Origin of the sequence: Citrobacter sp. C5_2, from assembly GCF_014596845.2 — a bacterium.
Lineage (GTDB): Bacteria > Pseudomonadota > Gammaproteobacteria > Enterobacterales > Enterobacteriaceae > Citrobacter > Citrobacter werkmanii.
Window position 1 is genome coordinate 2,247,531 of the sequence record NZ_CP115032.1, and the last position, 26,472, is coordinate 2,274,002.

The window sequence follows — 26,472 nt, forward strand, 5'->3', positions numbered from 1 at the left end:
TCCTTGTTAAAAAGGGATCAATTCAACGGTTGAACTGTCAAAGCGTTCTCTGCTAATTGCAGGCGTGCCGCTTTGCCATAAAATTCTGCTGGGATTTTATCACTCAGCCAATAAACACCTGCGATAGACACCAGTTCTGCCGTCAGGTGGGTACAAAAAATTTGCGCTTCCCGGTCCCCGCTTGCGCCTGCCAGCGCTCGACCTCTCATCATCCCATAAACATGAATATTGCCATCAGCGATAAGCTCTGCGCCCGCACTGACGTGGCTTGTAACAATCAGATCACATTGTGGAGCATAAATGCGCTGACCGGAACGAACCGGTACATTTATTAATCGTGTTTTTGTGATGGGAGTAACGTTTTGCGGCGGCGGGACGGGAACTGGAGCCTCAACAGGCGCGGGACGAAGCGCTTTTTCTTTACCTTCAGTCAGTAAAGGAAGTCCCATTTCGTCAATTTCAGCCTTTAATCGGGCGTCTTTGCATCCGCTAACGCCGATAATGCGCAAGCCGGTAGACGCGACAACTTCCTGCAGCGCCGACCAGTTTACCGGGCTTTCAAGACCACTCACGTTAACCACCACGGGCGCATGTTTTAAAAATGCAGGGGCCTGCGCGATTTTGTCTTCCAACGCCTGACGAATAACCTCGGGTTCTGCTTCATGTAAATGAACCACTGATAAGGTGAAGCTACTGCCTTTAAGCTCGATTGGCGTGTTTGACATCCTGGCCTTACTCAATTTGCTATTTATCATCCCCAGCGCGGGGTGATATTCCGAAGACTATAAGGCATGTTATAGTCAGTATTATATTGAGGCAAGCCACCATTCCGTGAATTCAGAGTAAAAGATATGTTTTGTGTGATCTACCGAAGCAGCAAACGTGACCAGACTTATTTATATGTCGAAAAAAAAGACGATTTCTCGCGAGTTCCTGAAGAACTGATGAAAGGATTTGGTCAGCCAACGCTGGCAATGATGTTGCCGCTTGATGGTCGAAAAAAACTGGTTAATGCCGATCTTGAAAAAGTAAAACAGGCGCTAATCGAGCAGGGCTATTATTTACAAATACCGCCACCGCCAGAAGATTTGCTCAAACAGCATCTGGCAGCGGCCAAACAAAATACATCAGACGCTAAACGTTAAACTGCATCCGGCAGCAGCACGTTCCATCGATGCAGTACCTGAAAACTATGACTACGTTAGGGGAAAGTAATGTATCAACATCACAACTGGCATGGTGCTCTGCTGGATTATCCGGTGAGTAAGGTGGTTTGCGTAGGCAGTAACTATGCCAACCATATAAAAGAGATGGGGGGAACCACCCCGGAAGAGCCGGTACTGTTTATCAAACCGGAAACTGCGCTGTGTGATTTGCGCCAGCCGCTGGCGATCCCATCCGATATGGGGTCGGTTCACCATGAGGTTGAGCTGGCGGTACTGATTGGCGCAACCTTACGCCAGGCGACAGAAGAACATGTGCGTAAAGCCATCGCTGGCTATGGCGTAGCGCTGGATCTAACCCTGCGCGATATTCAGGGCAAAATGAAGAAAGCCGGTCAGCCGTGGGAAAAAGCCAAGGGCTTTGATAACTCATGCCCGCTGTCAGGATTTATCCCGGTGGCGGAATTTGATGGTGATCCGCAGGATACAATGCTCGGCTTGACGGTAAACGGCGAAACGCGTCAGCACGGCTCGACGGCAGATATGATCCATCCCATTGTTCCTTTGATTGCCTACATGAGCCGTTTCTTTACGCTCAAAGCGGGCGATGTGGTGCTGACGGGTACGCCAGCAGGGGTTGGACCGTTAAGTAGTGGTGATGAACTGGCTATCAGTTTCCACGGACAAACTCTGACCACCCGCGTGCTGTAATCTCTGCTTGCCGCCTTTTCGGGCGGCAAAACTTGCATCAGCGTGCCAGACTGGTTATAAGGTGCAGCTTTATTACGATAGCGGATACCCTGATGAGCGACATACCTTTCTGGCAAAGTAAAACCCTTGATGAAATGACCGATGCCGAGTGGGAGTCATTATGTGATGGGTGTGGTCAATGCTGCCTGCATAAGCTGATGGATGAAGACACTGACGAAATCTATTTTACCAACGTCGCCTGTAAGCAGCTCAATATTAAAACCTGCCAGTGCCGTAACTACGAACGTCGATTCGAATACGAGCCGGACTGCATCAAACTCACGCGTGATAATCTGCCTACCTTTGAATGGTTGCCGATGACCTGCGCCTATCGTCTGCTGGCGGAAGGAAAAGGGTTGCCAGAATGGCATCCGTTGCTGACCGGGTCGAAAGCGGCAATGCATGGCGAACGTATTTCGGTACGTCATATTGCGGTAAAAGAATCAGAAGTGCGCGACTGGCAGGATCATATCCTGAACAAACCTTCATGGGCGGACTAACTCCATGAGGTTAAAGGGTTTTGTTTCTACTCGTTTTGAACATGGGGCATCTGTGGGGCATTACCTCCAAAATTAGCGTTCAATATTGCCAGTTGGTTGTCATTGTTGTCGGACATCCATTTCCCGTAAACACTGTAAACCATCTGTGCGGACGTATGCCCCATTTGAGCTGCAATGAAGTTGGGGTTTGCTCCGGCGCTTAATGCCCAGCAAGCATGTGTGTCGAGACTCATATGACTTGCGGTGCGGAATGCCGCTCCTTCTAAATATGTTGTTCCACGTTCCTGAGAATGACCCTGGTGAGTACCATTCACCTCCTTTGCCATTCCTTGCTGTTAGCCTTGGAACAAAAACAAATGTACATTCATCCCGGCGAGTTCTGCCAAACTCTCTGAGGTTAACGTCTATCTGATGTTGTTTCCCCATCCTGGTATAAGCCATCTGGCTTTTCAGTGCCTCGATAGCTGGAGTGGTAAGGTTGATTATCCGGTTCCCGCTTTCTGTTTTTGGCAGCGTGAAGTGATTGGATATGGCAAGGTTTCTGCTGATGCGAATCGTCCAGTTCTTGGTGTCGATGTCCTCCCATGCAAGAGCGCATATCTCACCGTGTCGCATGCCTGTATTAAACGCAAGCTTCCACAGGTTACGTATCTGTTCGCATGGGCACTTTTCAAGAAAACGATGATACTCATCACGGGTAAACGGCGATGGATCTGATTTCGATTTTTTAAGTGGAGTAACTGCAGCAAATGGAGATTTGCTTATGTACCCATTCAGTACCGCAAAATCAAACATTCCCTTCATGCAGGTAACGTAGACGTTAACTGTCCTGACAGCCCTTCCTTTCTTCACTGACCTGTTTTTCTGATGAGCTCCGCATATCTGGTAGCCAGTCAGCAATTCCTTTCTTACGTTAAGCACATCCTCATGAGTTATTGAATCAACCATTCGGTTGCCACCGAGGATATCCGTTCCGATCGTGATATACGATACATATCGAAGATGGGCGTTAAGTGTTAAGTCCATCCTCTTAAGCGCCAGCCATTTAGTTTGGCGTCAGTTGGATAATGTCGCTCATGGCTTTCTCCAAGCAAAAGGAAACCCCAAAATGCGAGATTTTTTATTAACTTGTTAATGCTTTCTTCGCGAAGATTCGAAAGCAGTAGGTATTTCGAGAGTCTTTAGTTCCTTCTGTTTTTTTACCTGTAATGGCTTTAGCACCCATACAGTCTGTGCACGTAACGATTTCTGAACCATCCGACATGCTAATGTGTCTGCATTCTAGCCTTGTCTTGTTGCATCTTTCGCAGCGAGTCAATCATTTGATAATTCGCCTGCTTACAGCGACTTGTTTTGGCGGCTTGCTTTTCAAATCCGACATCGAATCCTCCATAAGGGCATTTATGAAGCATGCCAATTTTCTTGGCATGCTTTCATTCTACTTAAAATAAATAATAGATATGTTATTGTATACGTAATAGTTATATACATCATTTGATGTTGCTGTAGTCAAGGACGATATATTCTCACGTATAAAATCAACTTCCTTATCAGAAGCAAATTGTTTCCTGGGCATTCCATTTGCTAACAATGTATATCTTCCACCATCATATCCACCTCTAAATACCACAGGTAACAAGTCTTCTATGATTGGAAATGATCTTAGCACTGGTATTGTCCTCGCCGCGTAACTTGGCTTACCTATGATGGCTAATTTTTCACCTGATCCATACTCTTGCATATCAAATATGATTGATTTTGATATGGTATCGGCTTGATTAATCTCAAATTTTGATGCATTTATAGTGGCAGCACACAAAACTAATTGAGACATAAGTAAAAATAAACAAACTGGTATGGCAATTATATTACTGGCCCTTACATTATGTAATACGATGATAGGAAGCACTAAGAAAACAGAAAATCCACAAAAGACCCTTGGAAAGAAGGATGCGAACTTCCCAAAATAAACTATCCCACCTATTGAGAATGCGCATGTAATCACTGATGTAAAATAAAATATCAGTATGTAAATATCTCTTTTCTTCAGTGAGTTATGAATAACATATGCTGATGATATGATGTAAGCAAAAATAATCGGATACAATAAACCGCTTCTAAGAACCTTGTTTACGTATATGAACGATGTGCTTATGTTATTAAATAAAGTATTCAATCCTTCAATAGAAGGATCGATAGCCTTGTTAAACTCAGTAAAATGCGCATTTAATGGGGTTAGCTTCAATATTAAAGCATATATTGCATAAGATAAAACAAAAACGATAGCACTCAGCAAAATAGAAAGAGTTGAGGTTTTTAAATTTTTGGTTTTACAGTAAATAATATATGCATATATGGAAGTGAATCCAATAAAAACATTTACTGATGACTGGTACAAACAAAAAGATGAAACTAGTGCTATTATAGTTACTATAGACCAAATCCATTTGTTATCCCTGTTTAATGCAAATGGAAGTGCCGATAAAACCATGGCTAGAAGCATAAATGCGCCGTCAAACCTAAATAATAGGTTTGAAATAAAGAAGGTATTAGATAAAAATATAATTGGTATAATATATTTGAAGCTACATCCTTCATCGCAGAAGCTTTCTACTATTTTGTAAAAAACAAAAGAAAATAAAAGAGCTGATGTCAGTAATGGTACCGGGAAAATATCTGGAAGATATAAAGAGTTTACCGGTAAAAATAATCTGTAAAAAATATCTGCCAATGGTCTCCCATCGTCACCCCATAAAAAATAGCCATCCACTACTCTGAATAAATCATCCCCATAATAAATGTCTGTAATTACAAATTGCAATATGTAAGCTATTACGCTACATAAAATTAAACCATGCCAGTTTTTAATCATTTTTTAGTCACCATCTTTTTTAAGATATACCTAGGCCTTGATTTTGACTCAACGTAAATTCGCCCTATGTATTCACCAAGAACACCAATTCCAATTAATTGAACTCCTCCAAGGAAAAGTACTGATACTAATAAAGAAGGATATCCCCTTACTGGATTACCAAAAGCTAATGTGTCCACAATCATCCAGGCGCCATAAATAAATGCCAGGCTGGCAACAACAAGACCAATGTATGTCCACATACGCAGCGGGAATGTTGAGAAACTGGTGATACCTTCAAGTGCAAGATTCCATAGTTTCCAGCCATTGAATTTAGAGTCACCGGCAACACGTTCTGCTCTTGCGTACTCAACAACGTCAATTTTCCCACCAACCCATGACAAAACACCTTTCATGAAAAGATTTCGCTCAGGAAGCAGCTTGATGTTTTCAACAACTTCACGCGACATCAGGCGAAAATCACCGACGTTCTCTTCAATTTTGGGGTTGCTAATTTTATTGTGCAACTTGTAGAACCACTCCGCTGACTTGCGCTTGAGTCTTCCATCGGTAGAGCGATCCGTTCTTTTTGCCAGAACCATATCAGCGCCAGCCTGCCACTTAGCAATAAGATGGGGGATGACATCGATAGGGTCTTGCAGATCAACATCGATTGGAATGACCGCTTCGCCGGTAGCGTTGTCGAGACCTGCAAATAGGGCCGGCTCTTTACCAAAATTTCTGGTGAATGATAGCGGTATCACCAATTTATCAGACACAGCAAGTGCATTGATGATGGACTCGGTTGAATCACTACTCCCGTCGTTGATAAATACAATCTCAACGTCGTGCTCCTTTAGGCCATCAAACTCGCGAACCGTTTTATAAAATATAGGTATCGTAGCCTCTTCGTTAAAGACCGGAACGACTAAAGAAATTTTCATTTCGTATCCCTAAAGACAATGAATTTTGAATAGATGAACCCTGCCACCAGGCTGAATGCCGAGAATGCAACCAAGGTGATTAGTGCTGGCGCGTGAAGATAATCTGCAATGTAGCCAGTCAACGCCGCCATAACACCCATAAAGACGACAAAGGCCACATACCGGCCCGTTGTTGCTTTTGACTTAAATGTCCATTTGGCATTGACGAAAAAGCTGAACGTCACTGCAACGCAGAACGCGACAAGATTGGATATCGCCTGACTTAAACCCATCAAGCTGAACATTGCCCCGAAGCATAACCAGTGAATGGCGGTATTCAGCAAGCCAACGGAAACATAACGACTAAATAGCTTTAACATTATATAAATCAGTGAATTCTGAAAGGCCTGAAGTTTAGCATTTGAAAATGGATCGATCGACCTAAGATATTGGTGGGTGAAACAAAATCGGTACACATAAAGCTTTAGCGGTTTGCAAGGCTTGACATGTTTTTCGAAGATGTGACTTATGATGGGGCATGAGTGGGGGCAAACAATTAGCGCAAAACAACTCAAAACCTCGTGAGATGGTGATTCATCTTGCGCTAACACTCTGCTTTATGACTGCTTTCTGCTCACTTCGACGCGCTATAAATTAATAATGTCGCCTATCCTGAACAAACCTTCATGGGCGGACTGAGCCGCCCATCGATTAGCAGGCGTTAAGGGTTAAGATTTTTTCGCCTGATACATCTCATCTCCATGGTTGTCGTCTTCAACCCAGAAATTGATGTTGAATTGTGCATCGTCACTTAATTCAACGCGATGCCAGTATTGTGGTGGGCTGGTCGCGAACTGGCCGGCATTAATCACTACTTTCACTTCGGGTTCTTTTGCGTCTTCATTGGCAAAGCCATAATACGTTACTGTGCCTTCCATCACGCAGAGCTGTCCAAACACCCCCGCAGCGGTGTTGTGGTGGGAGAGCAGTGCCGCAGGAACATTGTCTTTCGTAAAGAAGGGAGTAGAGCGTTTAACTTTCCAGTTTGCCGGGATGCGTAAATGGGACATAAGACATCTCCTCCGTGTGGCATCTATAAGATGTATTTAATATACATCTTATAGATGCCAGCAGGCAATGAATTTAAGCCAAAAAAAACGCTCCCGAAGGAGCGTCTCTGTTAGCGACCGAAAAGGTCACGTTTTTTCGGTTTTAACGGTTGTGCTATGACGACCAGTATCGCTACAACAAGATATGCGGCGAAGATCCCGAGCAGCCACTGCGGCATTTCGAGGGTTAAAAACGACCACTGACGCTCAGCGCAGTCGCCTGATGCCACAAACACCTGCGGCAGCCATTTATCCAGCGGTAACCAGCTCGGAAAGCGCGCGGCAAAATCACAGGTCATAAATGGTGACGGGTGAAGCTGAATCATGGTGTGTTCATACGCTAACTGAAGACCGCGCCAGGCACTGTAAATCCAGATAACCATTGCCACATAGCGCAGCGGTGTTTTTGGCGCGATAGCCCCCACCAGTCCCGCACCCATCACGCCAAATAATGCGCTACGTTCATAAATACACAACACGCAAGGTTTTAGCAGCATGACGTGCTGGAACCACAACGCAACGAGTTCCAGCGCAAAGGCGGTAAACGCCAACAATAACCACGCTCCACGACCACGGGAACACTGGTTTAAAAATCGCAACATAATAATTTCCCTGCAACATGCGTAGAGACCGCAGTTTAAACCAATTCACTTTATGCGCCACTAGCGGGAATTGAAAATTTGCGTAATCGGATAATTATCATGCAAAAAGTCAAACCGGGCAGTGATTTGCCCGGCTAATTGTTATGAAAGTGTAGCTAACCAGCCCGACTGGGTCATCCATTCGGTCATTGGAACAAGTGTGAACTCCACGCAAAGCAACCCGACGAGCGTCAGGACAAGGGTATAAGGCAGAGCCATCCATACCATGCGACCATAAGAGAGGCGAATCAATGGTGCCAGGGCGGAAGTCAGCAGAAACAGGAATGCCGCCTGCCCGTTTGGTGTGGCCACGGAAGGCAAGTTGGTCCCGGTGTTAATCGCCACCGCTAACAGTTCATACTGATTAAGGCTGATAGTCCCCTGTTCCAGGGCCGCTTTGGCTTCGTTGATGTAGATAGTGCCGACAAAGACGTTATCAGAGATAGACGACAGCAGACCATTAAACAGATAGAACAGCGTTAATTGCGCGTGTTCAGAGGCTTGTAAAACGAACTGAATAATCGGCGAAAAGAGCTGCTGATCGATGATCACCGCAACAACAGAGAAGAACACGGTCAGCAGGGCGGTGAAGGGCAGCGACTCGGTAAAGGCTTTGCCTATAGCATGTTCGTCGGTAACGCCGGTTAACGACGTTGCCAGAATAATCACTGACAGACCAATTAATCCCACTTCCGCCAGATGCAGTGCCAGGGCGACCACCAGCCAGACGCCGATAATCGCTTGGATAATCAGTTTGATCTTGTCCTGGCGGGTTCGCTGCTGACGGCTCTGATCGTCAAATTTTTGCAGGACATCGCGGACGGTCTCCGGCAGCGTTTCGCCATAGCCGAACCAACGTAATTTCTCGACCAGCACGCAGGTTAGCAGACCGCAAATCAGCACCGGAACGGTGACCGGTGACATGCGCAGGAAGAAGTCGCCAAAGTGCCAGCCAGCTGCTTTGGCGATAATCAGGTTTTGCGGTTCACCAACCATGGTCATTACGCCGCCTAACGCCGTACCGACGCCTGCGTGCATCATCAGGCTACGCAGAAAACCACGGAACTGCTCCAGAACGACCTTGTTGTGCTGATCAATATGGCTGTCATCGAGCATATTGTTATCTTCCCCACGGGAAGAGGCCACGCGATGGTAAATGCCATAAAAACCGACCGCTACGCTTATTACCACGGCAACGACGGTCAACGCGTCAAGAAACGCGGACAGGAAGGCGGCAGCAATGCAAAAGGAGAGCGACAGCAGTGACTTGGAACGAATACTGAGCAGAAGACGGGTGAAAATAAACAACAGCAGTTGCTTCATAAAGTAGATGCCTGCCACCATAAACATCAGCAGCAGTAACACCTCAAGGTTGGCGGCAACTTCTTCACGCACATGCGCGGCGCTGGTCATGCCTATGATGACAGCTTCAATTGCCAACAGCCCGCCCGGCAGCAGCGGATAACATTTTAGCGCCATTGCCAGCGTAAAAATGAACTCGGCCACCAACAACCAGCCTGCAATAAAGGGATTGATGAAAAAAATAATCGGGTTAGCGACTAAGAAGATGAGCAGTGCAAGTTTATACCAGTCTGGCGACTGACCTAAAAAATTGCGCCACATCGCGCGGCTCCATGATAGCTCCATGGTGATTTCCCTACCTTTAAAAATGAAATGATGTTTTTATGTTTGACCGCAAAGCTTAGCGGGAGGAGGGGGCGCAGGCAAGCTCTTCACGTGAATGGCAAGGGGGGAGTGAGTATCAGCGTTATCTGGAAAATGAAGCCTTGATCCACTTTTTCTTCATTTCGTCAGCTATCAGCTATGAAACCCGTCTGGTATGATAACTGTAACTATGTTTTGCTGTGTAATGGAATTATTACTATGGTCATTAAGGCGCAAAGCCCGGCGGGGTTCGCGGAAGAGTACATCATTGAGAGTATCTGGAATAACCGCTTCCCACCTGGCACTATTTTGCCCGCTGAACGTGAACTCTCTGAACTGATCGGAGTGACACGTACTACGTTGCGCGAAGTATTACAGCGTCTGGCGCGGGACGGCTGGTTGACCATTCAACACGGCAAACCGACGAAGGTGAATAACTTCTGGGAAACCTCCGGGTTGAATATTCTTGAAACGCTGGCGCGCCTCGATCACGAGAGCGTACCGCAGTTGATCGATAATCTGCTGTCTGTGCGCACCAACATTTCAACCATCTTTATCCGTACCGCGTTTCGCCAGCATCCTGACAAAGCGCAGGAGGTGTTGGCGACAGCAAATCAGGTAGCTGACCACGCTGATGCGTTCGCCGATCTGGACTACAACATTTTTCGCGGTCTGGCATTTGCGTCCGGTAACCCCATATACGGTCTGATCCTCAACGGAATGAAAGGGTTATATACCCGTATTGGTCGTCATTATTTTGCTAATCCAGAAGCGCGTGGTCTGGCGCTGAGCTTCTATCGTAAGCTGTCAGAACTGTGTGAGCAGGGCGCTCATGAGCAGGTTTATGAAACGGTGCGCCGCTATGGTCACGACAGCGGCGAGATTTGGCATCGTATGCAGAAAAACCTGCCGGGCGATTTAGCTATTCAGGGACGCTAATTACGCAATGCCGGATGGCGACGCTAAAGCGTGTTATCCGGCCTCGAATGCGCAGGCCGGATAAGGTGTTTACACCGCCTCCGGCAATAAGATTTACAGACCGTTCATCCTCGGCGGGCAACGCTCCAGCAGCTCCACGCTGCCATCTTCATTCTGCTGCTCCAGCATCACGTCAAAACCCCATAACCGGTGCACATGTTTCAGTACCTCTTTGCGTCCCTTATCCAGCGGGGCACGGTTATGCGGAATATAACGCAAGGTGAGCGAACGGTCGCCGCGCAGATCGACATTCCAGACTTGAATATTCGGCTCCAGGTTGCTGAGGTTATATTGCGACGACAGTCGGTTACGAATTTCACGATATCCTTCCTCATTATGGATAGCGGAAATCTCCAGGTAATTGTGGCGATCGTCATCCAGCACGGTGAACAGGCGGAAATCGCGCATCACTTTTGGTGACAGGAACTGACTGATAAAACTCTCATCTTTAAAATCGCGCATCGCAAAATGCAGCGTTTCCAACCAGTCGGAACCGGCAATATCCGGGAACCAGTACCTGTCTTCCTCGGTGGGGGACTGACAGATACGCTTGATATCCTGGAACATCGCAAAGCCCAGCGCGTAAGGGTTTATCCCGCTATACCACGGACTATTGTACGGCGGCTGGAAAACCACGTTGGTATGGCTATGCAGAAACTCCAGCATAAAACGCTCGGTAACTTTACCTTCATCATAAAGGTGGTTAAGGATGGTGTAATGCCAGAAGGTGGCCCAGCCTTCATTCATCACCTGCGTCTGTTTCTGCGGATAAAAATACTGGCTGACCTTGCGCACGATGCGTAAGACCTCACGCTGCCAGGACTCCAGTAGCGGCGCGTTTTTTTCCATAAAATAGAGCAGGTTTTCTTGCGGCTCGGAAGGATATCGCCGCGCTTCGGAAATGGTTTTCTCTTCCTCTTTCTTCGGCAGCGTGCGCCACAGCATATTCACCTGGCTTTGTAGATACTCTTCACGGCTTTTCTGCCGGGCTTTCTCTTCCTGTAGCGAGATTTTTTGCGGTCGTTTGTAACGGTCCACGCCGTAGTTCATCAGCGCATGGCAGGAGTCGAGGAGCTTTTCGACTTCATCCACACCGTAACGCTCTTCACACTGGGTAATGTAGTTTCGCGCGAAGATCAGATAGTCGACAATGGAGCTGGCATCCGTCCAGCTACGGAACAGGTAGTTATTTTTGAAGAAAGAGTTATGTCCGTAGCAGGCATGCGCCATCACCAGCGCCTGCATGGTGATGGTGTTCTCTTCCATCAGATACGCGATACACGGATTGGAGTTAATGACGATTTCATAGGCCAGCCCCTGCTGACCATGCTTATACAAGCGCTCGGTTTCAATAAACTTCTTACCAAACGACCAGTGCGGATAGTTGATTGGCATCCCGACGCTGGAGTAGGCATCCATCATCTGTTCGGAGGTGATCACCTCGATTTGGTGCGGGTAGGTATCCAGTCTGTAGAGTTTCGCCACGCGGTCTATTTCCGCCAGATAGACATCCAGCAGATCAAACGTCCAGTCGGGTCCATCGCTTAACCGTGTGCTGTCCTTGTTCATGGAATCAATCGTAGCCATTCGCGCACCCTCATTGTTGGCGGCACTCTCTGTGTGGAGTACCTCATTTCAAGCATAGATCATGGTGTTAAAAAACGTGCTGCGGCAGAAATTTTTTCTTTGCGATTTCACGTTAGCGAAGCGCAGAAAAAAGGCATGTCCGCAAAATTTTATGCTGGATAAAAATAACGCACAGCATGAGATTCCAAAGCCGGGAGTTCCCAGCAATCACCGCTATATGTGAGATAAGTCACCATAAAAAAGCCATATGTTGAATAATATTTTCAACTGAGTTATCAAGATGTAATTAGATGATTGTTCTTTTACTGTTAACGGAGTGGCTATGCGAGTTGTCATACTGGGAAGTGGTGTCGTTGGCGTGACCAGCGCCTGGTACTTAAGTCAGGCTGGACATGATGTCACCGTCATTGATCGTGAGCCCGGTCCGGCACTGGAAACCAGTGCGGCAAACGCCGGACAAATCTCTCCAGGGTATGCAGCACCATGGGCGGCGCCCGGCGTACCGCTTAAAGCAATTAAATGGATGTTTCAGCGCCATGCCCCGCTGGCCGTCCGTCTCGACGGGACTCAGTTCCAGTTAAAATGGATGTGGCAAATGCTGCGTAACTGCGACACCAGTCACTACATGGAAAACAAAGGACGCATGGTACGGCTGGCGGAATACAGCCGTGATTGCCTGAAAGCGCTGCGCGCCTCTACCGGCATTGAGTATGAAGGACGTCAGGGCGGAACGTTACAGCTGTTCCGTACTGCTCAACAGTATGAGAACGCCACCCGCGATATCGCCGTGCTCGAAGATGCGGGCGTGCCATATCAGTTGCTTGAAGCAAACCGCCTGGCGGAAGTCGAACCCGCGCTGGCGGAAGTGGCGCATAAGCTGACCGGCGGCTTGCGTTTACCAAATGACGAAACCGGTGATTGCCAGCTGTTTACCCAGCGCCTGGCGCAGATGGCCGAGCAAGCGGGCGTCACGTTCCGCTTTAACACCCCGGTCGATAAGCTACTCAGCGAGGGGGAGCAAATATATGGCGTTCAGTGTGGGGATGAAATCATTAAAGCCGATGCTTATGTGATGGCGTTTGGCTCTTACTCCACGGCGATGCTCAAAGGTATTGTTGATATTCCGGTCTATCCGCTTAAAGGTTATTCCTTGACCATTCCGGTGGCGCAGGATGATGGGGCCCCGGTTTCTACTATCCTTGATGAAACCTACAAGATCGCCATAACCCGCTTTGATAACCGTATTCGCGTTGGCGGCATGGCGGAGATTGTTGGCTTCAATACCGAATTGCTGCAGCCTCGCCGCGAAACGCTGGAGATGGTTGTACGCGATCTTTTCCCGCGCGGCGGTCATGTGGAGCAGGCTACATTCTGGACCGGACTGCGTCCGATGACCCCGGACGGTACGCCGGTCGTGGGACGAACCCGCTTTAAAAATCTGCTGCTTAATACGGGTCATGGCACACTGGGCTGGACCATGGCCTGTGGATCCGGCCAGCTGCTGAGCGATATTTTATCTGGTCGTACCCCAGCCATTCCTTACGACGATTTGAGCGTGGCGCGTTACAGCCCGGGGGTTACCCCCTCTCGGCCACGGCATTTACACGGCGCCCATAACTGATAAGGATGAGAGATGACCCGCCCGATACTGGCCAGCATTGACCTGCAGGCGTTGAAACAAAATCTGGCCATTACTCGCCAGGCCGCACCGGACGCCCGCGTCTGGTCGGTAGTGAAAGCCAATGCTTACGGACATGGCATTGAACGAGTATGGAATGCGCTGGGCACAACCGACGGTTTTGCCATGCTCAATCTTGAAGAGGCGATAACCCTGCGCGAGCGGGGATGGAAAGGCCCGATATTAATGCTGGAGGGTTTTTTCCACGCCGACGACCTGACGATATATGACAAATATCGTCTGACAACGTGTGTGCACAGTAACTGGCAGCTAAAAGCATTGCAGAATGCGCGCCTGAACGCACCGCTCGATGTTTATCTGAAGGTGAACAGCGGCATGAACCGGCTGGGTTTCTTACCAGACAGAGTTTCCACGGTCTGGCAACAGCTGCGGGCCATGCCCAATGTCGGTGAAATGACGCTGATGTCGCACTTCGCTGATGCAGAACATCCGGATGGCATTCAGGAAGCGATGACACGTATTGCGCAGGCGACAGAAGGGCTGGAGTGCAGACGGTCACTGTCCAATTCGGCTGCGACGCTGTGGCATCCTGAAGCGCATTATGACTGGGTTCGTCCGGGCATCATTTTGTACGGAGCATCGCCGTCTGGACAGTGGCGAGACATCGCCAATACGGGCCTGAAACCTGTGATGACGTTAAGCAGCGAAATTATCGGCATACAAACGCTGAAAGCCGGCGATCGGGTCGGTTACGGCGGGCGTTACACCGCCAGCGGGGAGCAACGCATCGGCATTGTGGCGACCGGGTATGCAGATGGTTATCCGCGCCATGCGCCGAGCGGCACGCCAGTACTGGTGGACGGTGTGCGCACCAAAACGGTCGGAACGGTCTCAATGGATATGCTGGCGGTTGACCTGACGCCATGTCCTCAGGCGGGGATCGGCACGCCGGTAGAGCTGTGGGGCAAAGAGATTAAAATTGACGATGTGGCCGCTGCTGCGGGTACGGTGGGCTACGAACTGATGTGTTCGCTGGCGCTGCGCGTACCGGTTGTGACGGTGTAACTTTTGTATGCCGGGTAGGCGCAGCACCCACCCGGCAAAAACATCCGCTACTCATCCTCATCTTCAGCAACGCGAACACCAACCTTCAGCACCGCATTATCTTCTTTCTCGGCCACCGTCCAGATCATGCCAGCAAATTCAACCTGGTCACCAACGACCGGCGCGGCGCCTAACAGGTGCTGAACGATTTCACCCAGCGTTTGCTGTTTATCGCGATACTCTGTGCCATCGTCGAGGCCATAGATCAGCGCCACGTCAGCATATTTTGCGCTGGCTTCGAGAATAAAATCCCCAAAGAAGCGCTGGTCTAACGATACCGGCGGCGACTGGCTGAATAGCTTGCCGAGAGCGGGGAGATCGCGCTCGCGACCAATGACGCACAACACGTCACCTTCACGCAGGCGCGTGCTGCCCGACGGATGAAACAAGACATTGTCACGAAACAGGGCGGCAATTCGCGTTTCTTCCGGCATATGCAGGTCGCGCAATGCGGCTCCCACACACCACTTATCCGCGCTGAGCTGATAAACAAACTGCTCCCAGGGGTTATCCGGGTGAATATCCAGACCAATACGCGAAACGGGCCAGCCGACCGGGGGAACCACCACTTTGGCCTTTTTAGCCGCCCAGGAAAGCGACGTTCCCTGAAACAGCAGGGAGATCAGAACCACGAAGAACGCCACATTAAAGAACAGACGCGCATTCTCCAGGCCCGCCATCATCGGGAAGACGGCAAGGATGATCGGCACCGCGCCGCGCAAGCCCACCCAACTGATAAAAATACGCTCGCGCAGATTGAAGCCACGGAACGGCAGCAGTCCGGCGAAGACCGACAGCGGACGAGCCACGAAAATCATCCATGCGGACAAAATCAGCGCTGGAATCGCGATAGGCAGCAGGTCGGAAGGCGTGACCAGTAGCCCCAGCACCAGGAACATGGCGATTTGCGCCAGCCAGGCCAGACCATCGAAGTTTTGCAGAATACCAAATCGGTTGCGAATCGGGCGATTACCCAGCAGGAAACCGCACAGATAAACCGCCAGAATACCGCTGCCTTCCAGTGCGGTAGTCAGGGCAAAAATGAGGATCCCGCCGCTTAAAGCCAGTAACGGATACAGCCCGGCAGGCAACGAAATGCGGTTAATCATTTGCTGCAGCAGATAGCCGCCGCCCAGACCCAGCACAATCCCTAAACCAAACTGCTGGAGTATATGCACCGCGAACATCCAGCTTAAACCGGTCTCGTGGTTTTGGATCATGGCGATAAGCGTGATAGTCAAAAATACCGCCATCGGGTCATTACTCCCGGATTCAATTTCCAGCGTGGAGCCGACACGTTCGTTAAGCCCCTTACCACCAAGCAAGGAAAAGACCGCCGCCGCATCGGTGGAACCGACTATCGCGCCAATCAATAGTCCCTCAATGAGATCCAGATTAAACAACCATGCGGCCATCATGCCGGTAAGTCCGGAGGTAATCAGTACCCCGACGGTCGCCAGCGATAGCGCCGGACCCAGCGCGACGCGAAAAGAGCTGGCCTGGGTGCGCATGCCGCCGTCGAGCAGGATAACCGCCAGCGCCAGGTTGCTCACCATGTAGGCAAATGGGTAGTTGTCAAAAGGAATACCGCCTACACCATCCACCCCCGCTAACATCCCGATAGCGAGAAATATCACCAGAATAGGGATGCCAAGACGTGATGAGAATGAACTGAGTAAGATACTGCAGGTGACGAGAACGGAACCCAAAATAAAAAGGCTAATAACTGCTGCGGCATCCAACGTTCGTTTACTCCTGAATTACGCTGTTTCGTATTAACAAACCCTAACATAATAACGACAGAAACAGCGTTTTACTTAGCCCTGTTGGCAGCTTTTTTTACGATTTAAGTACCGGATGACCATTTATGGTGAGCTGAGCGCCATTTTTATCGTTTTTCAGCACCGCATTGGCACCCAAAGGCAGGGTGACGGTACGTTGTTCATGACCAAAATCAAGACCGCTGATTAACGGAACTGACAATCTGTCGCGTAGAAAAGCGCAAACCGAATCAAGGCTGTATCCGGCGTCATAGTCATTGGGCGCACTGCCGCTAAAACTGCCAAGAATAATGGCGTTCTGCCGGGCCAGTATTCCCGCATGGTATAGCTGCAGCAGCATGCGTTCAATACGGAATGGGTGCTCATTAATGTCTTCCAGCACCAACACACCGTTTTCGATAGCGGGCATCCACGGCGTGCCCATCAGCGAAATGATCATCGCCAGATTTCCGCCCCATAGCGTACCTTCGGTCGCACACGCCGGGCCGTTACTCTGCCATTCGAGGGTAAATTGGGGATGACGCAAAGCCTGCCAGAAATGGTGCTCGGTAAACGCGTTCATCTCCTCGGCCCCGAAGTTAGCCGCCAGCATTGGGCCGCTGAAGGTAATCACATTGCCCTGCGCCAGCAAACCGCACTGAATCGCCGTAAAATCGCTGTGCCCGCACAGCAGTAGCGGGTTTTGTTGCTGACGAGCAATCAGTCCCTGCCAGTCGATCCCTTCCAGTAAACGGCTCGCGCCATAGCCGCCGCGTACCGCCATCACAATAGTATCAGGCGTGTGCAGATTAACGAGCGAGTTCACATCTGCCAGACGTTCTGCTTCTGTGCCCGCAAAACGCTGGCATCGGCGCGCAATCACCGCTGAATTATCGACCTGGTGACCGGCCTCAGTAAGCCGCGCAAGCCCACGTAATGCAGCCTGCTGGTTGATACAGTAGCCCGAAGGGGCAATTAAGTGAAACCGGGACATGGCATTTCCTTGCTACAACTAAAACCAAATGTATATCATGCCGCGTAGGTATGTCGTTGTCACCTCAGCGACAGGTTCCGGCTATAAGGATAGATGACGTGAAATTGAGATGGTTTGCTTTTTTGGTTGTATTACTTGCGGGCTGTAGTTCAAAACAGGATTACAAAAATCCGCCATGGAATGCTGAAGTTCCGGTCAAACGCGCAATGCAATGGATGCCGATCAGTGAAAAAGCCGGTGCGGCCTGGGGTGTCAGCCCACAATTGATTACCGCTATCATCGCCATTGAATCTGGCGGAAACCCGAATGCGGTCAGTAAATCGAATGCGATTGGTCTGATGCAGTTAAAAGCGTCCACGTCAGGACGCGATGTTTACCGTCGTATGGGATGGAGCGGAGAGCCGTCGACCAGCGAGCTGAAAAATCCTGAGCGTAATATTTCGATGGGAGCCGCCTACCTGAGTATTCTTGAGACCGGGCCTCTGGCCGGAATTGAAGATCCTCAGGTGATGCAATATGCGCTGGTGGTGTCGTACGCTAACGGGGCGGGCGCACTGCTGCGAACATTCTCCTCCGACAGAAAAAAAGCCATTAATAAGATCAACGATCTCAGCCCGGATGAATTTATTGAACATGTGGCTGATAATCATCCGGCGCCGCAGGCTCCGCGCTATATCTGGAAGCTCCAGCAAGCGCTGGATGTCATGTAGTTCATGTAATGCTACCCGCGCACTTTATTGGCTTTTTCCCGGGCTTCGCGCTCAAGGGAAAAAATAATCCGCTGTAAGTTCCGCTCCACCGCCGGGCCGACGTTGAGAAAACGAAAGCTCAGGCGGGGAGTGGTAATGGTTTCGTTTTTGCTGTCGATAACCACGCGCTCGCTGATGGAAATCAGCTGGGCGTCAACGTGATACACACCCCATTGCGCCATGTTCAGTTCAACTTGTGAGAAGCGCATGCCTTCTACCAGTCCCTCTGGCTTTGCCGTTTCTAACAGTCCACCCATGCCGCCGAGAGACAAATCGAACAGGCGAAAATGCAGAATGCTGTTGTCCGGCATCTTTGCCGCGCAGCGATAGGGGGGATGCAGCGGCGCGCCGATACGGAAATACTCCCGACGCTGAATGAACCACAGGGAAGGCGGCAGCGTTGAGATAAATGCCGGTAGTCGCTGATACTCGCCTTTTTTAAGCTGCGGCAGCGTGAATTCCACTTTGGCGCCCTGCGTTTCGGCGATAATTGAGATCTGGCTGGCCCGCTGCACGGCCTGGTTTTCATATTCCTGACTGCCAAAGTCCATGATCAGTTCGTCCGGGGTGACCGCCAGTATTTTGCTAATGAACTGGCCACCTGACCAGGAGATACGCAGTGGAACCTGCTGCGAATTTAAGTCCCTGAGAACGCCTAACACCGCTAACGGATTTTGCTTCAGGAACTGCTCATTGTAGTTGCTCACACCTAATGACTCCTGGATGCCTGGTTTATCGTTGGATTATCGGCATCAAACGACGGAACTTAAGACAAATGAATGAAATTTTTTGCCAAAGCCAATGAATTAAGTCTGTGTGGAAAAACGTCATCCAACAGCTTGCCTATACTTAATGCACTGGCGCGGGAATAACGAGCGCACATTCACTGGAAAGAGGGCCTGAAAATGGGAATTATTGCCTGGATTGTTTTTGGTCTGATTGCAGGTGTTATCGCCAAACTGATTATGCCGGGGCGCGATGGCGGTGGATTTATCCTGACCTGTATTCTCGGTATTGTCGGCGCTGTGGTCGGCGGATGGCTGGCAACAATGTTTGGTATCGGCGGTGATGTCAGCGGATTTAATCTCCACAGCTTCCTGGTGGCCGTAGTCGGCGCGATTGTTGTGCTGGGTGTTTTCCGGCTTGTGCGACGAGATTGAGTGAGCGGCCCCCTCTGGGGGCCGTTTCTTTGGAATAGAAAGTTCGTTATGGCGTCGGTTGCGTCTGCTTTTGAGGCTCAGTTGATGCCGTCCCAGCCGGGGCTGGACGCGATGCGGGGACGCTGTCACACGGTTTTTCTTTGGCGCAAATCAGGTCGAGCATTTTTAGCGTTACGCCGTTAGTCCAGCCGAACCCATCCTGCAACGGATATTCACCGCCACCGCCGCCGGTGCCAGTGGTACTCACGTCATACTTTTCCACCAGCTTTTTCTCGCGATCGTAAGTGTGCTGCACGTTGGTGAGGAATCGCCAGGTTACGTCCATGGCGACGTTATCCTGACCGTAATTTTGTAACCCGGTTGCCGCGACCCACTGGAGCGGGGCCCAGCCGTTTGGCGCATCCCATTGCTGGCCGCTTTTCACCGAGGTGGTAGCTAGACCGCCGGGCTGCAGCAAATGTGCCTGGGTTGCCGCGGCGACCTTACTGGCGCGATCTTTTGCCGCTGCATTAACATACAGCGGGAACAGGGCGGCGGCAGTGAGTTGGTTACGTACTTTGTGGCTCTTTAGATCGTAGTCGGCATACCAGCCTTCTTTGTCGTTCCACAGGTGCTTTTCGATCCCTTTTTGTCGGGCATTGGCAAAACCGTCATATTGAGCAGCTTTGGCATCATCACCAGCGGCTTTACTGGCGAGGGCGATCATTTTTTCCATTTTGTACATCAGCGCATTGAGATCGACCGGCACAATGCTGGTGGTACGCAGGGTACCTAGCTGGTTGGGGTTATCCATCCAGCGGGAACTAAAGTCCCAGCCGGACGCTGCGGCGGAGCGCAGGTCGCGGTAGATTTCGGTGGCCGGGCGGTTCGGGTTACTTTTAGCGGTGGCGATATCCTCCACCCATGACTCTGGCCGCGGCGTATCGCGGTCATCCCAGTAGCGGTTCAAAATGGTGCCGTCATCCAGCTTAACCACGCGCTTATTTTGCTGACCGGGCTGGAGCGTTTCGACGCCCTCCATCCAGTAGGTGTACTCTTTGAGCATCTGCGGGAGGTATTTTTTCAGCGCATCATCCCCTTCGTGCTGCGCCAGCAGTTCAACCATAAAGGCAAAGAACGGCGGTTGAGAACGGCTCAGATAATAGGTGCGGTTGCCGTTAGGAATGTGTCCCCAGGCATCAATCTCGTAAGCGAAATTTGCCACCATGTCGGAGACCTTGTCCCAGTGATTACTTTCGGCAAGCCCCAGCATGGTGAAATAGCTGTCCCAATAATATATTTCGCGAAAACGCCCGCCTGGCACCACATATGGCTCCGGGAGCGGCAGCAGCGAATCCCATTTTTCAGCGTCGGTCGTTGAGCGGGTTAGCACCGGCCACAGACCATCAATATGTTCGCGCAGCGATTGCCCGGCAGGGGGGACGTATTTCTCACCCTCTTTTGGTAAGGTAAAGTTCACTCCGACAAAATGACGTAAATCGAATCCAGATTGATTCTTTTGCATTCGGTAATCGGCGAGGATCATTAACGGATCGCTATTGGGAACCGCATCAGCAAAGGTTTTCTGGTCAGGGAACAATTTGGCCGTTTGTACATCGTTAAACAGAGGGCCGAGCAGAATATCAGGTGGTTGCGGTGTCGCTGCTGGCGCGTCCTCCGCATTGACGGTAAAAGAGGTACAGGCAAAAAGGGTACTGGCAAACGTCAGTTTTATCGCAACAGAAAGCAGCCCGGAAGGGCGGATTGCTGGTGTTATCATCGGTTAATCTCCTTAGCGGTGTGCCGAAGCAGCGGCATTTACCATGAGAAAACCTTAGTTCAGGATCGACCGTTGCGCGTGATCGACTCCCCATTTTGCGAATAAACAGACATTTCCCGACGCGCCAGGAAGATGCACACCCTGTTGAGAAAGGGTGTGCTGATGCCATTAACCTGTATGGGTTATCCGATGCGCCACGCAGTCAAGAGTGACGGTATCTCCCGTCTTTATACTATCGAGGGTCTCCCCAAGCTGACACATCCAACAAAGTCCCATTTCACGGGCGATAATCGCGGGGTGAGAAGCCTCGCTCCCGGCACGCAGACAGATCCCTTTGATGGGCAGCGGATCGAGTTGCAACACCGTAGACGGGTAAATGACGTCCGCGACCAGGATTGTCGGGCGGCTGAACGTCGGGATTTGCGCCGTCGCTCCTGTCAAATGCTGCAGCGAACGAGACAGTAAATCTTCAATGTCGATATATCGCGCCTGTAAGTAGGGATCGTCGAGCTGTAAATACTGCTGGCTGAGTTCGCTCAACACCTGCTGCCAGGCGCAGGCGGCGCTACACTGCTTTTCACGCATTACGTCGCACGCCATATCGAACAGTTCGGGATCGTCCAACAGCGTGTGGTGACCGGAGAAGATCGCGGCGATATCGGCGGAATACTTCTCTTCAGCGAGCGCGGTTAGCTCGCTTAAATCGTTCAGCGTGCTCTGGATGGCGGCCTGTAATCGCTGCTGCTCAGCCTGCAATGATGCTGCAGGCTGCGGGCTTATCTCGGGTGAGAATGGCGTGTAAAAAAATACCGTCCCCGTTACCCGTGACGGGACCTGAGTCGCCACGTTTTTCGCCTGCGTTGGTGCGAGCGATTCGCCAAAATTCTCTGCCGCCAACTGTTTGAACGCGGCCAGGGCATCTTCTGCCTGTTCGCCTTTGGCAATCAGGCGCAGCGTGTCGTTACAACGCACCTGCAGCAAGGCTATCTGATTGAGACTATCAGGAACGACGCACTTGCCGTTTTTTTCCAGCCACATGTCGGCGTTAAAGCCAGACAGCGTAGATACCAGCCGTGAGGCCGGGCGAACGTGGATACCGTTGGGGTTTTTCACCACAATGGCAATCGAACGGGCATCTGTGTCGGGGGATAGTTCGGCAGAAGCGGACTTTGCTGCCGAGGGCGAAGGTAAACCCAGTTGCTCACATTTGGCGTCGAGGGCGTGCATGGCATCACGGATGACCTGATCGATATCAGCACCCGCAGCAGCGCTAACCGTCGCGGCCAGCGTGCCTTCAACCAGCGGGGCGGCGCACAGACGGACTTTCGCGGCGATGTCAGGGGCGAGCAGTTCAAGGGCAGTTTCCGCACTCAGCAACGCACTGCCGATATCCATCATCACTAACACGTGATCCGTATCGGCCACGGACTCGATGGCTTCCATCACCTTAATCGGATCGGTGCCAATGGGATTCTCAGGATCGTCAATGCCTGCGGCAATAGCGAGTTTACAGCCATCGCCCATTAACATTTGTCGGGCTAACGCGCCGACGCCTTCGCCCAGTTGGGCGCTGTGAGACACAATAACCAGGTTTACCATCGCTTTATCCTTACTCTCTGGACGCCTGAGCCAGCATTTGCATCATAAACATGACGGACGTTGCGCCAGGATCCTGATGGCCAATGCTGCGTTCACCAAGGTAGCTGGCGCGGCCTTTGCGTGCCTGCATGGTGATGGTGCTTTGTGCCGCGGCTTCCGCTTGTTGGCTTGCGGCTTCCAGCGCCGCCTGTACGCTTAGCTTTTGCTCGCAGGACTGACGTAAAGATTCCACCACCGGCAACCAAACGTCGCACATGGTTTTGTCGCCAGGCTCAGCTTTACCACGGCTAATGACGCCTTCTGCGCCATCGCGAATCATTTGATACAACTCGTCCAGCGTCAGGCTCTGGTGGGCTTGCGTGACCTGGGCGGCGCGGATGAAAAAGGTACCGAACAGCGGGCCGCTGGCTCCGCCAACGCTGGAGAGCAATACCATGCCGGTATTTTTTAAAATAAAACCGATGTCTTTATCGGCGATAGACGGCAGTTTTTCGACCACTTTACTAAAGCCACGATGCATGTTCAGACCGTGGTCGGCATCGCCGATTTCCCGGTCCAGCCCGGTGAGAAAATCACTTTCGGTAGTGAATATTTCGCCGCAGCGATAGAGCCAGTTAACAATTTGCGTTCTGGTGAGGGACATCATGAATCTCCTTATTTACCCCAGTTGAGAGCAGGGGTGTGAACCGGTGCATCCCATAAATTCAGCGTTTCGTCATCCACCTGTAACAGGGTGATTGAGAAACCGGTCATATCCAGAGAGGTACAGTAAGAGCCGATCAGGTTGCGCTCAATGACGATCCCCGCATCCTGGCAACGGCTTTCGAGGCGGTTATACACGCCGAAGAGTTCTGACAACGGCGTCGCACCGAGATTATTGACCAGCGCAATGACGCGATCGCCGCTTTGCAACGCCCGCTTGCTTTCTTTGCCTTCCTGCCACGCGCCCTGGACGTTGTCCCAATGACGCAGCGTGCGGCTGTAGTTGCCGTTTTCCAGCAGCGTGTCGAACATTTCATCTACGGTTTGGTCGAGAGACGTGAAGGCTCTGCGGTCAATGCCCGGCTCCCCGTGGATACCCACGCCAAACTCCATTTCGTTATCCTGCAGCGTGAACGACGGTTGCCCGGCGGCCGGAACGGTACAGGCGCCAATGGCGATCCCAATCGAGTGCCCCTGGTTATTCAGTTGACGCCCGAGTGCCGCGCAGGCTTCCAGCGAGTCACCGCGTTCGGCGGCCGCGCCGACCAGTTTTTCTATCAATACGGTATTCGCCACGCCACGACGACCGGCGGTATACAGACTATCTTTCACCGCGACGTCGTCATCCACCACCATGGTCGTGACTTTAATACCGCTTTCGTGCAGCAACTCGGCGGCGGTTTCGAAGTTAAGAATGTCGCCGGTGTAATTCTTGATGATCAGCAGGACGCCTTCACCGCCGTCAATTTGCATGGCGCATTCGAACATTTTATCCGGCGTAGGTGAGGTAAAAATCTCACCCGGGCAGGCCCCGGCGAGCATGCCCTGCCCAATATAACCGCAGTGCATTGGCTCATGTCCGCTGCCGCCGCCGGAGAGGAGCGCCACTTTGCCCATCACCGGCGCATCTGCGCGAGTGACGTACACCGGGTCCTGATGCAGCGCCAGGGAGGGGTAAGCCTTCGCCAGTCCGGCGAGTTGTTCATTCAGTACGTCTTCAACACGGTTGATCAATTTTTTCATTATTTATGCTCCGCAGACAGTCCTGGATGCTGCCAAAATTCTGCAGCCATCTGATGTAGGGTATCGGTTTGTACAACGCTACGGCGACCGCTCGCTGCCGATAAAGTAATTTTGCACACGGGTATGCAAAAGAAAATTGCTGTTGGTGGTGTTTCAATAAGGAACATTGCTATCTCAATATGTTCCATATTGAAACAAGATGACGTCAAATTCGCCTAAACTGCGACGTTGGGCATCCTTTTGTTTTACGGTTGGCAAGGGGGGCAGGCAGTTTCATCAAGGTGAAGGGCGTGAACGAACAGGAGGCAGATTAAGAAGGCTAAAATCGTGCAGGCAGGTGGTTGATCGCCACCAGTTTTCCTTGCTCAAGTTCGATATATCCCCCTTTTTTTAAGGCCGCGAGCATTTTCATCACGCTACTGCGTGAAAGGTGCGTCCTGTCCAGAATGTACTGGTAGGCGGCAATCTGCTGGCGAATGTTGTCTGATTCTTTGGCCAGAGCCTGTAGTTGATAGCACAGCACATCATAAGCGGTGGGGGCCGCTACCATCTCATTTTGAATAAACAATTTATTTGTCACGATGATCATATGCCGGGCCATGATCTCCCAAAGCTGTTTTGCTTCAATGCGTGCCATAACGGTTTCCAGTGGGACAGTCGCAACTTCGCATTCCTCAAGGGCCCGGAGCAATAGTTTCTCTGATAATGCACTGGTGAAGCCGAGAGACACCGGCGCAGAGGCGATGCCTAAAGCCAGATTATTCTCCAGGTTTTCAATACTTACCGTACCCTGGCGGATAAACTGACACAGATGTTCTCCAGAATGGATAAATACGAAGCGGCTACCTTTGGGGTAGCGCCTGAACTCGCATTCTTCTGCCAATTGTCGCAGCAACTCCGGAGCATAAGGCGAGGGTTGTTTGAGCAGGTTTATCGGCGATTCATGAGGCATAATGGGGTTATCCCGCATAGATTTTCATTCGTTTACGTTGTGCAGCATAGCGTACGGTTAATACTTCAGGGGAATATTTTGCTGTATTTGTTTCAATACGCCGCGTTCGGTAACGATATAGCCGCCTTTTTTTAATTCGGCCAGAATTTTCATGATACTGCTCCGTGACAGAAACGTGCGGCTCTGAATATAGTTTGCGGCGGTAATGTGCTGCCGAAACTCGTCAGATTCGCGCATCAACTCATAAAGTTGTGAGCGAATAACATCGTAAGATGTTGGGGCGGAAATGCGAGTGCAATGGTCATAAACACGCCCGGCCGTATAAATGAGTAACATTGACAGGCTCTCCCACAGATCCTCATCGGCAATAATCTCATTAGCTGTTTCCAGAGGAATGGCTGCAACGGTTGAGCACTCTTCACACCGCATAAAGAGATATTCCGATTCTGCAAGCTGATTGCTTAGTCCGAAGATAAATGGCGCGACTTCAGAATTGAGCATAAAGCCGTCGCGTTGCCTGAAGATGGCAATCGTGCCATTCAATAACAAATAACATTGATGAGAATTATTGCTCTTGTAGTTAATTATTTGTCTGTATTTTGTTTCATAAATGTTGGCGCTTGGCTTTAGCTTTTCAATAATATTTATTATGTGTTCCACCGGCTTTATCGGTAAGGCTTGATACATACTTGATTCAATGATTATTTTTGTTTCAGGCATGAGTCGCCCTCCTCAATAAATATGCTGCTAAAAACAACATAAGATGTTGTTGGTTTTAATAATTATGGTAATGAGAGGAAGATAATGGAATCCATCGCACGGTGTAAAATTACACCGAAAAATAACTTGAGCAAATATGTGCAT

The 26,472-nt window shown here is 50.3% G+C and carries 25 protein-coding genes and 1 pseudogene; 8 read left to right on the forward strand and 18 right to left on the reverse strand.

Annotated features, from left to right (window positions below):
* Positions 1–17: 17 nt before the first annotated feature.
* A complete protein-coding gene (gene minC, locus ICA20_RS10965; RefSeq protein ID WP_038641244.1) occupies positions 18–725 on the reverse strand; it encodes a septum site-determining protein MinC in 708 nt (235 codons plus the stop codon).
* A 126-nt stretch (positions 726–851) separates the two neighbouring features.
* Between minC and ICA20_RS10970 the strand changes: the two genes are divergently transcribed.
* The 3 genes from ICA20_RS10970 (at position 852) to ICA20_RS10980 (ending at position 2,413) form a co-directional block, all read left to right on the forward strand.
* Entirely contained in the window at positions 852–1,145 is a 294-nt protein-coding gene (locus ICA20_RS10970) for a YcgL domain-containing protein (protein WP_038641242.1), read from the forward strand.
* Between the two features lie 69 nt (positions 1,146–1,214).
* Positions 1,215–1,874 (forward strand): fumarylacetoacetate hydrolase family protein, encoded by a 660-nt coding sequence (locus ICA20_RS10975; protein ID WP_038641240.1) that lies wholly within the window; start codon positions 1,215–1,217, stop codon positions 1,872–1,874.
* Positions 1,875–1,966: 92 nt separating this feature from the next.
* The gene (locus ICA20_RS10980; protein WP_003020944.1) at positions 1,967–2,413 is read left to right on the forward strand and encodes a YcgN family cysteine cluster protein; all 447 of its coding nucleotides are present in this window, start codon (positions 1,967–1,969) and stop codon (positions 2,411–2,413) included.
* Positions 2,414–2,439: 26 nt separating this feature from the next.
* Here the strand turns inward: ICA20_RS10980 and ICA20_RS10985 are convergent.
* The 7 genes and pseudogenes from ICA20_RS10985 to nhaB all read right to left on the reverse strand — a co-directional run.
* Positions 2,440–3,484: pseudogene (locus tag ICA20_RS10985) on the reverse strand (site-specific integrase); the annotation flags it as partial.
* A 367-nt stretch (positions 3,485–3,851) separates the two neighbouring features.
* The gene (locus ICA20_RS10990) at positions 3,852–5,285 is read right to left on the reverse strand and encodes a glucosyltransferase domain-containing protein (protein WP_038641238.1); all 1,434 of its coding nucleotides are present in this window, start codon (positions 5,283–5,285) and stop codon (positions 3,852–3,854) included.
* Positions 5,282–6,208 carry a glycosyltransferase family 2 protein gene (locus ICA20_RS10995; RefSeq protein WP_038641236.1) on the reverse strand — a complete coding sequence of 309 codons (927 nt, stop codon included), beginning with the start codon at positions 6,206–6,208 and terminating at the stop codon, positions 5,282–5,284. Before ICA20_RS10995 ends, ICA20_RS10990 begins: the two co-directional genes overlap by 4 nt.
* Entirely contained in the window at positions 6,205–6,567 is a 363-nt protein-coding gene (locus ICA20_RS11000) for a GtrA family protein (protein ID WP_038641234.1), read from the reverse strand. The genes ICA20_RS10995 and ICA20_RS11000 overlap by 4 nt, the downstream gene beginning before the upstream one ends.
* 348 nt (positions 6,568–6,915) lie before the next feature.
* A complete protein-coding gene (locus tag ICA20_RS11005) occupies positions 6,916–7,257 on the reverse strand; it encodes a DUF1971 domain-containing protein (RefSeq protein ID WP_003020940.1) in 342 nt (113 codons plus the stop codon).
* Between the two features lie 110 nt (positions 7,258–7,367).
* Positions 7,368–7,898, reverse strand: coding sequence for a disulfide bond formation protein DsbB (gene dsbB, locus ICA20_RS11010; protein WP_038641233.1), 531 nt, complete (start codon positions 7,896–7,898; stop codon positions 7,368–7,370).
* A 141-nt stretch (positions 7,899–8,039) separates the two neighbouring features.
* The gene (gene nhaB, locus ICA20_RS11015) at positions 8,040–9,584 is read right to left on the reverse strand and encodes a Na(+)/H(+) antiporter NhaB (RefSeq protein ID WP_038641231.1); all 1,545 of its coding nucleotides are present in this window, start codon (positions 9,582–9,584) and stop codon (positions 8,040–8,042) included.
* Positions 9,585–9,821: 237 nt separating this feature from the next.
* On the opposite strand from nhaB, the gene fadR reads away from it, so the two are divergent.
* Positions 9,822–10,541 carry a fatty acid metabolism transcriptional regulator FadR gene (gene fadR / locus ICA20_RS11020; protein WP_038641229.1) on the forward strand — a complete coding sequence of 240 codons (720 nt, stop codon included), beginning with the start codon at positions 9,822–9,824 and terminating at the stop codon, positions 10,539–10,541.
* A 93-nt stretch (positions 10,542–10,634) separates the two neighbouring features.
* Here the strand turns inward: fadR and ICA20_RS11025 are convergent, their stop codons facing one another.
* On the reverse strand, positions 10,635–12,167 hold the full coding sequence (locus tag ICA20_RS11025; protein WP_038641227.1) for a SpoVR family protein: 1,533 nt from the start codon (positions 12,165–12,167) through the stop codon (positions 10,635–10,637).
* A 322-nt stretch (positions 12,168–12,489) separates the two neighbouring features.
* On the opposite strand from ICA20_RS11025, the gene ICA20_RS11030 reads away from it, so the two are divergent.
* Complete coding sequence (locus tag ICA20_RS11030; RefSeq protein ID WP_038641225.1) at positions 12,490–13,788, forward strand: D-amino acid dehydrogenase; 1,299 nt, start codon at positions 12,490–12,492, stop codon at positions 13,786–13,788.
* A 12-nt stretch (positions 13,789–13,800) separates the two neighbouring features.
* On the forward strand, positions 13,801–14,871 hold the full coding sequence (gene dadX / locus ICA20_RS11035; protein WP_038641223.1) for a catabolic alanine racemase DadX: 1,071 nt from the start codon (positions 13,801–13,803) through the stop codon (positions 14,869–14,871).
* Positions 14,872–14,918: 47 nt separating this feature from the next.
* Here dadX and ICA20_RS11040 read toward each other — a convergent pair whose 3' ends face one another.
* Both ICA20_RS11040 and ldcA read right to left on the reverse strand, forming a co-directional pair.
* Positions 14,919–16,652: a potassium/proton antiporter gene (locus ICA20_RS11040; RefSeq protein WP_038641221.1), complete on the reverse strand. Its 1,734-nt coding sequence runs from the start codon at positions 16,650–16,652 to the stop codon at positions 14,919–14,921.
* Between the two features lie 97 nt (positions 16,653–16,749).
* Complete coding sequence (gene ldcA / locus ICA20_RS11045; RefSeq protein ID WP_038641219.1) at positions 16,750–17,664, reverse strand: muramoyltetrapeptide carboxypeptidase; 915 nt, start codon at positions 17,662–17,664, stop codon at positions 16,750–16,752.
* A 98-nt stretch (positions 17,665–17,762) separates the two neighbouring features.
* On the opposite strand from ldcA, the gene emtA reads away from it, so the two are divergent.
* Entirely contained in the window at positions 17,763–18,374 is a 612-nt protein-coding gene (emtA, locus tag ICA20_RS11050) for a membrane-bound lytic murein transglycosylase EmtA (RefSeq protein ID WP_016153365.1), read from the forward strand.
* 11 nt (positions 18,375–18,385) lie between these two features.
* On the opposite strand, the gene ycgR is transcribed toward emtA, so the two are convergent.
* Complete coding sequence (ycgR, locus tag ICA20_RS11055; RefSeq protein WP_038641216.1) at positions 18,386–19,120, reverse strand: flagellar brake protein YcgR; 735 nt, start codon at positions 19,118–19,120, stop codon at positions 18,386–18,388.
* 198 nt (positions 19,121–19,318) lie between these two features.
* Between ycgR and ICA20_RS11060 the strand changes: the two genes are divergently transcribed.
* The gene (locus ICA20_RS11060; RefSeq protein ID WP_006684222.1) at positions 19,319–19,573 is read left to right on the forward strand and encodes a GlsB/YeaQ/YmgE family stress response membrane protein; all 255 of its coding nucleotides are present in this window, start codon (positions 19,319–19,321) and stop codon (positions 19,571–19,573) included.
* A 46-nt stretch (positions 19,574–19,619) separates the two neighbouring features.
* On the opposite strand, the gene ICA20_RS11065 is transcribed toward ICA20_RS11060, so the two are convergent.
* The 6 genes from ICA20_RS11065 to ICA20_RS11090 all read right to left on the reverse strand — a co-directional run bounded on the left by ICA20_RS11065 (position 19,620) and on the right by ICA20_RS11090 (position 26,328).
* The gene (locus ICA20_RS11065) at positions 19,620–21,332 is read right to left on the reverse strand and encodes an alpha,alpha-trehalase (RefSeq protein WP_038641215.1); all 1,713 of its coding nucleotides are present in this window, start codon (positions 21,330–21,332) and stop codon (positions 19,620–19,622) included.
* A 168-nt stretch (positions 21,333–21,500) separates the two neighbouring features.
* Entirely contained in the window at positions 21,501–22,931 is a 1,431-nt protein-coding gene (dhaM, locus tag ICA20_RS11070) for a dihydroxyacetone kinase phosphoryl donor subunit DhaM (protein ID WP_038641213.1), read from the reverse strand.
* A gap of 10 nt (positions 22,932–22,941) precedes the next feature.
* Positions 22,942–23,574, reverse strand: coding sequence for a dihydroxyacetone kinase subunit DhaL (gene dhaL / locus ICA20_RS11075; RefSeq protein WP_038641211.1), 633 nt, complete (start codon positions 23,572–23,574; stop codon positions 22,942–22,944).
* Between the two features lie 11 nt (positions 23,575–23,585).
* Positions 23,586–24,656, reverse strand: coding sequence for a dihydroxyacetone kinase subunit DhaK (dhaK, locus tag ICA20_RS11080; RefSeq protein ID WP_038641209.1), 1,071 nt, complete (start codon positions 24,654–24,656; stop codon positions 23,586–23,588).
* A 319-nt stretch (positions 24,657–24,975) separates the two neighbouring features.
* Positions 24,976–25,626: a winged helix-turn-helix transcriptional regulator gene (locus ICA20_RS11085; protein WP_230592237.1), complete on the reverse strand. Its 651-nt coding sequence runs from the start codon at positions 25,624–25,626 to the stop codon at positions 24,976–24,978.
* A 39-nt stretch (positions 25,627–25,665) separates the two neighbouring features.
* Positions 25,666–26,328 (reverse strand): winged helix-turn-helix transcriptional regulator, encoded by a 663-nt coding sequence (locus ICA20_RS11090; RefSeq protein ID WP_038641207.1) that lies wholly within the window; start codon positions 26,326–26,328, stop codon positions 25,666–25,668.
* Positions 26,329–26,472: the final 144 nt, after the last annotated feature.

What these genes read in the sequence shown, in the direction of transcription:
- minC (WP_038641244.1), bottom strand. Translation starts at nt 725, where the DNA reads ATGTCAAACACGCCAATCGAGCTTAAAGGCAGTAGCTTCACCTTATCA.
- ICA20_RS10970 (WP_038641242.1), top strand. Translation starts at nt 852, where the DNA reads ATGTTTTGTGTGATCTACCGAAGCAGCAAACGTGACCAGACTTATTTA.
- ICA20_RS10975 (WP_038641240.1), top strand. Translation starts at nt 1,215, where the DNA reads ATGTATCAACATCACAACTGGCATGGTGCTCTGCTGGATTATCCGGTG.
- ICA20_RS10980 (WP_003020944.1), top strand. Translation starts at nt 1,967, where the DNA reads ATGAGCGACATACCTTTCTGGCAAAGTAAAACCCTTGATGAAATGACC.
- ICA20_RS10990 (WP_038641238.1), bottom strand. Translation starts at nt 5,285, where the DNA reads ATGATTAAAAACTGGCATGGTTTAATTTTATGTAGCGTAATAGCTTAC.
- ICA20_RS10995 (WP_038641236.1), bottom strand. Translation starts at nt 6,208, where the DNA reads ATGAAAATTTCTTTAGTCGTTCCGGTCTTTAACGAAGAGGCTACGATA.
- ICA20_RS11000 (WP_038641234.1), bottom strand. Translation starts at nt 6,567, where the DNA reads ATGTTAAAGCTATTTAGTCGTTATGTTTCCGTTGGCTTGCTGAATACC.
- ICA20_RS11005 (WP_003020940.1), bottom strand. Translation starts at nt 7,257, where the DNA reads ATGTCCCATTTACGCATCCCGGCAAACTGGAAAGTTAAACGCTCTACT.
- dsbB (WP_038641233.1), bottom strand. Translation starts at nt 7,898, where the DNA reads ATGTTGCGATTTTTAAACCAGTGTTCCCGTGGTCGTGGAGCGTGGTTA.
- nhaB (WP_038641231.1), bottom strand. Translation starts at nt 9,584, where the DNA reads ATGGAGCTATCATGGAGCCGCGCGATGTGGCGCAATTTTTTAGGTCAG.
- fadR (WP_038641229.1), top strand. Translation starts at nt 9,822, where the DNA reads ATGGTCATTAAGGCGCAAAGCCCGGCGGGGTTCGCGGAAGAGTACATC.
- ICA20_RS11025 (WP_038641227.1), bottom strand. Translation starts at nt 12,167, where the DNA reads ATGGCTACGATTGATTCCATGAACAAGGACAGCACACGGTTAAGCGAT.
- ICA20_RS11030 (WP_038641225.1), top strand. Translation starts at nt 12,490, where the DNA reads ATGCGAGTTGTCATACTGGGAAGTGGTGTCGTTGGCGTGACCAGCGCC.
- dadX (WP_038641223.1), top strand. Translation starts at nt 13,801, where the DNA reads ATGACCCGCCCGATACTGGCCAGCATTGACCTGCAGGCGTTGAAACAA.
- ldcA (WP_038641219.1), bottom strand. Translation starts at nt 17,664, where the DNA reads ATGTCCCGGTTTCACTTAATTGCCCCTTCGGGCTACTGTATCAACCAG.
- ICA20_RS11060 (WP_006684222.1), top strand. Translation starts at nt 19,319, where the DNA reads ATGGGAATTATTGCCTGGATTGTTTTTGGTCTGATTGCAGGTGTTATC.
- ICA20_RS11065 (WP_038641215.1), bottom strand. Translation starts at nt 21,332, where the DNA reads ATGATAACACCAGCAATCCGCCCTTCCGGGCTGCTTTCTGTTGCGATA.
- dhaM (WP_038641213.1), bottom strand. Translation starts at nt 22,931, where the DNA reads ATGGTAAACCTGGTTATTGTGTCTCACAGCGCCCAACTGGGCGAAGGC.
- dhaL (WP_038641211.1), bottom strand. Translation starts at nt 23,574, where the DNA reads ATGTCCCTCACCAGAACGCAAATTGTTAACTGGCTCTATCGCTGCGGC.
- dhaK (WP_038641209.1), bottom strand. Translation starts at nt 24,656, where the DNA reads ATGAAAAAATTGATCAACCGTGTTGAAGACGTACTGAATGAACAACTC.
- ICA20_RS11085 (WP_230592237.1), bottom strand. Translation starts at nt 25,626, where the DNA reads ATGCGGGATAACCCCATTATGCCTCATGAATCGCCGATAAACCTGCTC.
- ICA20_RS11090 (WP_038641207.1), bottom strand. Translation starts at nt 26,328, where the DNA reads ATGCCTGAAACAAAAATAATCATTGAATCAAGTATGTATCAAGCCTTA.